General features: G+C 70.6%; 7 protein-coding genes. All 7 read left to right on the forward strand.

Annotated features, from left to right (window positions below; genetic code table 11):
- Window positions 1-306 precede the first annotated feature (306 nt).
- Window positions 307-1,218: a ribokinase gene (locus tag AB0M52_RS27685; protein WP_363959567.1), complete on the forward strand. Its 912-nt coding sequence runs from the start codon at window positions 307-309 to the stop codon at window positions 1,216-1,218.
- A 5-nt stretch (window positions 1,219-1,223) separates the two neighbouring features.
- Entirely contained in the window at window positions 1,224-2,252 is a 1,029-nt protein-coding gene (locus tag AB0M52_RS27690; RefSeq protein WP_363959570.1) for an ABC transporter permease, read from the forward strand.
- Between the two features lie 54 nt (window positions 2,253-2,306).
- Window positions 2,307-3,326, forward strand: a complete 1,020-nt coding sequence (locus AB0M52_RS27695) for a substrate-binding domain-containing protein (RefSeq protein WP_363959573.1) — start codon at window positions 2,307-2,309, stop codon at window positions 3,324-3,326.
- A gap of 4 nt (window positions 3,327-3,330) precedes the next feature.
- Complete coding sequence (locus AB0M52_RS27700) at window positions 3,331-4,878, forward strand: sugar ABC transporter ATP-binding protein (protein ID WP_363959576.1); 1,548 nt, start codon at window positions 3,331-3,333, stop codon at window positions 4,876-4,878.
- Complete coding sequence (gene rbsD / locus AB0M52_RS27705) at window positions 4,875-5,330, forward strand: D-ribose pyranase (RefSeq protein ID WP_363959579.1); 456 nt, start codon at window positions 4,875-4,877, stop codon at window positions 5,328-5,330. The genes AB0M52_RS27700 and rbsD overlap by 4 nt, the downstream gene beginning before the upstream one ends.
- Window positions 5,331-5,372: 42 nt before the next feature.
- The gene (gene deoC, locus AB0M52_RS27710; RefSeq protein ID WP_363959582.1) at window positions 5,373-6,077 is read left to right on the forward strand and encodes a deoxyribose-phosphate aldolase; all 705 of its coding nucleotides are present in this window, start codon (window positions 5,373-5,375) and stop codon (window positions 6,075-6,077) included.
- Between the two features lie 78 nt (window positions 6,078-6,155).
- On the forward strand, window positions 6,156-6,923 hold the full coding sequence (locus AB0M52_RS27715; protein ID WP_363959585.1) for a GntR family transcriptional regulator: 768 nt from the start codon (window positions 6,156-6,158) through the stop codon (window positions 6,921-6,923).
- Window positions 6,924-7,229 lie beyond the last annotated feature (306 nt).

Below are 7,229 nucleotides of genomic sequence, written 5' to 3' on the forward strand. Positions count from 1 at the left end.
ACGCCGCGTACAACTTCCTGCTTGCGGGTCCGGGTGGGCCTCCGCCGGTCCGCAGTCGCTACCCGGACGGCACACCCCCAAGGCGGGCTTTGTCTCTCGTGAGCGCGGCGGAGTGGCACCGGTTCGCCGTCGGGTACTCACCGCGGTCGGCTTCGCGCCGCCGCTCGCCGCGTCTGTGCAGTTCAGAGCGGCTCCCAGGTTTCGAGAAGGTTTCCTGAGAACAACCTGGAGGCTATTGACACCCCGGTTCCGGCGACCGTAGGGTCCCCCAAGTTGTACATGGTTGTCCATGAACAAGAGGCGAGCATGAAGATTGCAGTGGTTGGCAGCTACGGCGCCGGGCTCACCATGCGGGTGCCCCGGGCACCCGTCGCGGGCGAGACGCTCTCCGGTGGCCGGTTCGCCTCCGGGCACGGCGGCAAGGGGTCGAACCAGGCCGTGGCCGCGGCCCGCCTCGGCGCGGAGGTCAGCTTCCTGACCGCCGTCGGCCGGGACCAGTTCGGCGACGCGGCGCGCCGGCTCTGGGCCGAGGAGGGGATCGACACCGGCGCGGTCCGCACCGCCGACGCGGCCACCATGGTCGGGTTCATCCTGGTGGACGACGACGGCGAGAACCGGATCGCGATCGCGCCCGGCGCCCTGGACGAGCTGACCACCGCCGACGTCGACCGGTTCGCCGACCGCATCGCCGAGGCGGACCTGACCGTGGTCAGCCTGGAGATCCCGCTGCCGGTCGCACTCGCCGCGCTGCGTACCGCCCACGAGCGCGGGGTGCGCACGCTGCTCAACCCCGCCCCGGCCGTGGCGCTGCCCGACGAGGCGTGGGAGTGGATCGACGTGCTCACCCCCAACGCCAGCGAGGCCCGGGTGCTCACTGGCCTGGACCCGGACGGCTCCACCAGCGCCGAAGAGATCGTGGACCTGCTCCGAGCTCGCTACGCCGGCACCGTCGTACTGACCCTCGGCGCCGAGGGCGCACTGGTGGACCGCGCCGGGCGGCAGACCCGGGTCGCGCCGGTCACCGTGCCCCGCGTCGTCGACACCACCGGCGCCGGCGACGCCTTCACCGGCGCGCTCGCCGTCGCCCTCACCCGGGGTGACGAGCTGACCGAAGCGGTCCGGTACGCCGCCGCGGCCGGCGCGCACGCCGTCGGGGTCGCCGAGGTGATTCCCGCCCTGCCCGGCCCGGACGATGTCGCGGCCCTGTTGAGGAGATGAGAAAGATGGCCCAGATGACCGCGCAGGCGGCACCGCCGAAGGCACCCGTCGCCGATCCCCGTAGCCCCTCGCCCCTACAGCGTTTCCTGCACGCCCGCGAGTCCAGCACCTTCCTCGCGTTGGTCGTGCTGTTCGCGCTGGGCACCCTGATCGCACCGGGCTTCGTCGGGACCAACAACTTCCTCACCGTCGGGCAACAGATCGCGCAGATCGGCATCATGGCGATCGGGGTCACCTTCGTCATCATCAACGCGGAGATCGACCTGTCCGTCGGCTCGATCTACGGCCTCGGCGCCGTCGTCGCCGGGCTGCTGATGACCTCCGACGTCGCCTGGCCGCTCGCGGCCCTGGGCGGGATCGCCGCTGGCGCGGTCGCCGGCCTGCTCAACGGCCTGATGACCGTGGGCTTCGGGATTCCGTCCTTCATCGTCACCCTCGGCACCCTGAGTGTCTACCGAGGCGTGACCCTGCTGCTCAGCGGTGGGGCACCGATCTCCCTGTCCAGCAACGACCCCAACGTCGCCGAGTTCAACCTGCTCGGTCAGGGCAAGCTCTTCGGCCTGCTGCCGATGCAGTTGGTCATCTTCGCCCTCGTCGCCGTGCTCGGTGCGATCGTGCTGTCGCGCTCGCGCTACGGGTTCAACACCTACGCGGTGGGCGGCAGCGCCGAAGCTGCCCGGCTCTGTGGCATCAACACGGGCCGGGTGAAGGTCGCCGCCTTCACCCTCTCGGGGACCCTCGCCGGACTCGCCGGCGTGCTCGGCCTGTCCTTCCTCTCCTACGTGCAGGGCGTCACCGGTACCGGGATGGAACTCACCGCCATCTCCGCCGTGATCATCGGCGGCGCCGCCCTGTTCGGCGGCTCCGGGACCATGCTCGGCACGGTCATCGGCGTCGCGTTCATCGGCGTCCTGCAGAACATCCTCAATCTGCGCGGCATCTCGTCCTTCTGGCAGACGGTGGCGACCGGCGCGGTGATCATCCTCGCCGTGGCCGCCGACACCTGGCTACGCAGACGCTCCGGGCGTCGCTGACCGCGTCGGCACGCGCCCATCCCCCTTCCCCCCACACCGCAAGGAGCCACCCTGATGAGACTGTCCCTCGGACGCCGGGTCGCGGTCGCCGCGACCCTCGGCCTGGCGCTACTGGCGACCGCCGCCTGTGGCGCGGTCACCCCCGCCGGCAACACCGCGAGCGGCGACGGCGGTTTCCAACTCGCCGACTACATCAAGGACGCCGTCGAGAAGGGCGAGCCGCTCAAGATCAGGCTCAGCTACCACGACCCGTCGCTGGCCTTCGCCGTGCCGATCCGTCAGGGCATGGAACGGGCGGCCAAGGAGCTCGGGGTCGAGGCACAGATGATCGGCCCGACCGGCGGCAACGCCGCCGACCAGGTCGCCGAGTTGCAGACCCTGATCAACCAGAAGCAGATCCACGGCCTGGCCGTCTCGTCGGCCAGCAACGACGCCCTCAAGCCGGTCATCGCCCAGGCGTACGACGCGGGCATCCCGATCATCTCGTTCAACACCAACAACCCGGAGTCCAAGCAGATGGGCTTCGTCGGGCAGGACCTCGTCGCCTCGGGCGAGTCGCTCGCCAAGGAACTGCTCGGGGTCCTCAACGGCAAGACCGGCAAGGTCGTGGTGGTGTCGGTCGACTCCGGCGCCGGCTGGTCCAACGACCGTTTCTCCGGCTTCCAGGCCGGCGTGAAGGACTCCGGCCTGGAGATCGTCGGGCCGGTGAACACCGGCAACGAGCCGAGCGCCGCCTACAACACGATCGAGTCGACGATGGCGGCGCAGCGTGACGCGATCGCGCTGGTGTCCCTCGACTGCTGCAGCTTCACGGCCGGGGCCAAGTGGCTCCAGCAGTCCGGCAACGTCGGCAAGATCCACTCCGTCGGCTTCGACGTGCAGCCGCAGACCGTCGAATACCTCAGCAACGGCGTGGTGGACCTCAGCATCAGCCAGGGCCCGGCGGAGCAGGGCTTCCAGGCGGTCAAGCTGCTGGCCGACTTCCTGAAGAACGGTACGGAGATCAAGGACGTGGACACGGGCGCGCTCGTGGTCACCCGCGACAACGTGGCCGACGTGCCGGTGGAGGGCTGAGCCGATGACCAGCCCGGCCACGATCGCCGCCCCGACGACGGCCGCCGCCGTCGAGGTGACGGGTCTGTCGAAGCACTTCGGAGCCGTCCGAGCCCTGCAGGACGTGACCCTGAGCGTCCCCGCCGGCAGCCTCACCGCCGTGATGGGTGAGAACGGCGCCGGCAAGTCGACGCTCATGAAGATCCTGGCCGGGCTGGACAGCCCCACGACCGGCACCGTGCGGGTGGACGGGGACGAGGTCCGCCGCTTCGACCCGGCCAACCTGCTCAGCCGGCACCGGGTCGCCCTGGTGCCCCAGGAACTCGCCCTCGCCCAGGACCGGACGGTCGCCGAGAACATCATGCTCGGCGTGGAACCCGGATCCCGGCCGTTCCCGCACCGCCGCCGGATCGACGAGCAGGCCGCCGAACTGCTCGACCGGCTCGCCGTACGCGTCGACCCCCGGCGCGCCGTCCGTCACCTGGACGCCGCCACCCAGCAGCTCGTGGTGATCGCCCGCGCCCTGGCCCGGGAAGCGCGGCTGATGATCCTCGACGAGCCGACCTCGATCCTGTCCCCGGCGGAGTCGGACCGGCTGTTCGAGGTGATCCACTCGCTGCGGGCCGACGGGGTGACGATGCTCTACGTCTCGCACCGGATGCCCGAGGTGTTCGCCCTCTCCCAGCACATCCACGTGCTGCGCGACGGCCGGCACGTCGGGCACTGGCCCACCGCGGAGGTCACTCCCGACACTGTGGTCGCCGCGATGGTGGGGCGGGAACTCGCCGCCGAGTTCGCCCGGCACGACACCTCCGCGCCGGTCGTCACGGCCATCCCGCGGCTACGGATGCGCGACGTCTCCGGTGCCGGCTTCACCGCCGTCGACCTGGACGTCGCGCCGGGCGAGGTGGTCGGCGTGGCCGGCCTGCCCGACAGCGGCCGGGTCGAGCTGCTGCGCGGCATCTTCGGCGCGGACCGGCTCAGCGGCGGGGAACTGACCCTGGACGGGGCGACCTTCGTCGCGCGTACGCCACGAGACGCGATCAAGGCCCGGGTGGCGTACCTGCCGGGCGAGCGTCGGCAGCAGGGGATCCTCCCGACGATGAGCGTCGCCGACAACGTCAACATCCTGGCGCTCGGCCGCCGGCAGCGGTTCGGCCTGCTGCGGCGGCGGGCCCTGCGCCGCGACGCCGACAGCCGGGCGCGGGAGCTGCGGGTGAAAACTTCGTCCACCGCACAAGGCATCACCCAGCTCTCCGGCGGCAACCAGCAGAAGGCGCTGCTGGCGCGGTGGTTGTCCATCGAGCCCCGGTTGATGTTGTTGGACGAGCCCACCCGTGGCGTCGACGTCGGCGCCAAGGCGGAGATCTACCGGCTGTTCCGCAGCCTGGCCGACGAGGGGGTCGCGATCCTCGTCTCCTCGTCGGACCTGCCCGAACTGCTGACCGTCAGCGACCGGATCGCCGTGATGGCGGCCGGACGCGTGGTCGGCGTCATCCCCGCGGCGGAGGCCACCGAGGAGAAGGTCATGGCCCTGGCCACCGGCGCGCACACCATGAAGGAGAAGGCATGAAACGCAGGGGCGTGCTCAACGCCGAACTGTCCGGGGTACTGGCCACACTGGGCCACACCGACCTGCTGCTCGTGGTCGACGCCGGCTTCCCCATCCCGCGTACCGCCCACCGCATCGACCTGGCCATCACCGAGGACCTGCCGTCGCTCACGACGGTGCTCGACCTGGTCGCCGACGAGATCATCGTCGAGGGCGTGGTGGTCGCCGAGGACGTCACCACCCACAACAAGCCGCTCGCGGACTGGCTGGGCCAGCGCTTCCCGGGCGTACCGCTGAGTACCCGGCAGCACGCAGAGATGCTCGGCGAGCTGGCCCACCAGGCCAAGGCGATCGTCCGGACCGGAGCCTTCAACCCGTGGGGCAACGTCGGGCTGATCTGCGGCGTCGATGTGCCGCGCTGGTTCGACGAGCCCGGAGTCATCGTGCCCGACTACTACCGGGACCGGATGTAGCGGCGCCTCACCGCGCCACGACGTACCACATTGGAGAAGAACGTGAGCACTGCCATCCTGGCCGACACCGTCACCCCCGCCGCGTTGGCCCCCTACATCCAGCACACCCTGATCGAGGTCGGGGTGACCCGGGACCGGATCGTGGCCCACGCCGAGGAAGCCGTCCGGTACGGCTTCAACGCCGCGATGGTGCCCGGGTCCTGGGTACCGGAGGTCGCCGAGGTGCTGCGCGGCACCGGCCTCGAGGTCGCGTCGGCGCTCGACTTCCCCTCCGTCGGGGTGACCACCAGCGCCGGCAAGGCCGCCGAGGCGGAGAGCCTGGTACGGGCCGGCGCCACCCAGATCGACATCGGAGTGCAGATCGGCTGGCTCAAGAGCGGCCGGTACGACGCGTTCCGCGACGATATCGCCGGCGTGGTCAAGGCGTCCGGTGTGCCGATCAAGGTGATGCTCGAACTGCCGCTGCTCACCCCCGACGAGCGGGAGGTCGCCGTGGCACTGGCCATCGAGGCCGGAGCTGCCGTGCTGAAGAACGCCAGCAGCGGTGCCGTCGAGGTGGCCAACCCGGACAGCATCGCCTACCTGGTGGCGCGGGCACCGGAGGGCGTGAAGGTCAAGGCGTCCGGCGCCATCAAGTCGTTCGATCAGGCGGTCTCCCTGCTGCGGGCCGGTGCGGTGCTGCTGGGCACCAGCGCCGGAGTCGCTATCGTCACCGACACGACCGACGATCAGACGACGAGCTACTGAGCCGCCGTCGCCCCTCGACCCGAGCGTCCGCACCACGATCGGCGTCGAGGGGCGGCGGTCCCCACGGTGGAAGGTGACATGTCCGACCAGTTGCACCCGGCCGGGGCGTCCGAGCATCTCGACCGCGACGCGCCGGTGCCCCTGCACGCCCAGGTGTCGGAGCAGATCCGGGCCCGGATCCTGTCGGCCGAGTGGCCGCCGCACTACCGGCTGCGGAGCGAGCCGGAGTTGGCGGCCGAACTCGGCATCTCCCGGGGCACCCTGCGGCGGGCCCTGTCCACGCTGATCCGGGACGGCCTGCTGGTGCAGGTGCGGGGCCGCGGCACCTTCGTCACCTCCACCGCGATCGAGCCCTCCATCGCCCAGAAGCTGACCACCCTGTCCGAAGATTTCGCCCGGCAAGGAGTCACGGTCACCACCCAGGTGGTCTCCCACGAGGTCATGCCCGCCCCGTCGCCGGTGGCCGCCCTGCTCGATCTGCGCCCCGGTCAGTCGGTACTGCGGCTGGAGCGGCTCCGGTCCATCTCCGCCGGCCCGGTGGCCTGGCTGGTCAACTACGTACGCGTCGACCTCGCCCCCGGCCTGGAACGGGCCGACCTGGCCGACCGCTCCCTGTTCGGGCTGCTGGAGAACGAGTACGGCCTGAAAATCAGCACCGGTCGGCGTACCTTCACGGCGACCGCCGCCTCCGGCCGGACGGCGGCGGCGCTCCAGGTACCGGAGAATTTCCCGCTGCTGTACCTCGAACAGATCACCTATCTCGACGACGGCCGGCCCATCGAGTACTCCGACGTGTGGATCCACAGCGAACGGATGCGGGTAACCTCCCTGCTATCCCGCCGCTGAGCCACCCCGCACCGGCTGTCCAGCATCGCGCGCTATTGCCTCGTCTTTGAACGTTGATCGGGTAATCCGTGCGTGTTGGGGATCCGTCGGGTCGTCTGATGGAGTCGCGGCCGAATCGTTTCTCGGCGCTCGGCGCTCGGCGCTCGGTCCTGGTACTGGTGTGGTGGCGTCGCCACTGGTCGTAGGTGGGGCGTGGCGCGGGTATGCACCCGGCCTAATGAGTTGTGGGAGTTGGCCGGTGGGTGAGGCAGACTCCTGGTGGGTAGCCGCTGGCGGATGAGCACTTGTTCGGCCTGGGCCTGGTGT

Source organism: Micromonospora sp. NPDC051296, assembly GCF_040682255.1.
In the GTDB taxonomy this organism is placed as follows: domain Bacteria; phylum Actinomycetota; class Actinomycetes; order Mycobacteriales; family Micromonosporaceae; genus Micromonospora; species Micromonospora craterilacus.

Excerpts from the sequence above, each read along its gene's own strand:
- AB0M52_RS27685 (WP_363959567.1), top strand. The coding sequence starts at position 307 with ATGAAGATTGCAGTGGTTGGCAGCTACGGCGCCGGGCTCACCATGCGG.
- AB0M52_RS27690 (WP_363959570.1), top strand. The coding sequence starts at position 1,224 with ATGGCCCAGATGACCGCGCAGGCGGCACCGCCGAAGGCACCCGTCGCC.
- AB0M52_RS27695 (WP_363959573.1), top strand. The coding sequence starts at position 2,307 with ATGAGACTGTCCCTCGGACGCCGGGTCGCGGTCGCCGCGACCCTCGGC.
- AB0M52_RS27700 (WP_363959576.1), top strand. The coding sequence starts at position 3,331 with ATGACCAGCCCGGCCACGATCGCCGCCCCGACGACGGCCGCCGCCGTC.
- rbsD (WP_363959579.1), top strand. The coding sequence starts at position 4,875 with ATGAAACGCAGGGGCGTGCTCAACGCCGAACTGTCCGGGGTACTGGCC.
- AB0M52_RS27715 (WP_363959585.1), top strand. The coding sequence starts at position 6,156 with ATGTCCGACCAGTTGCACCCGGCCGGGGCGTCCGAGCATCTCGACCGC.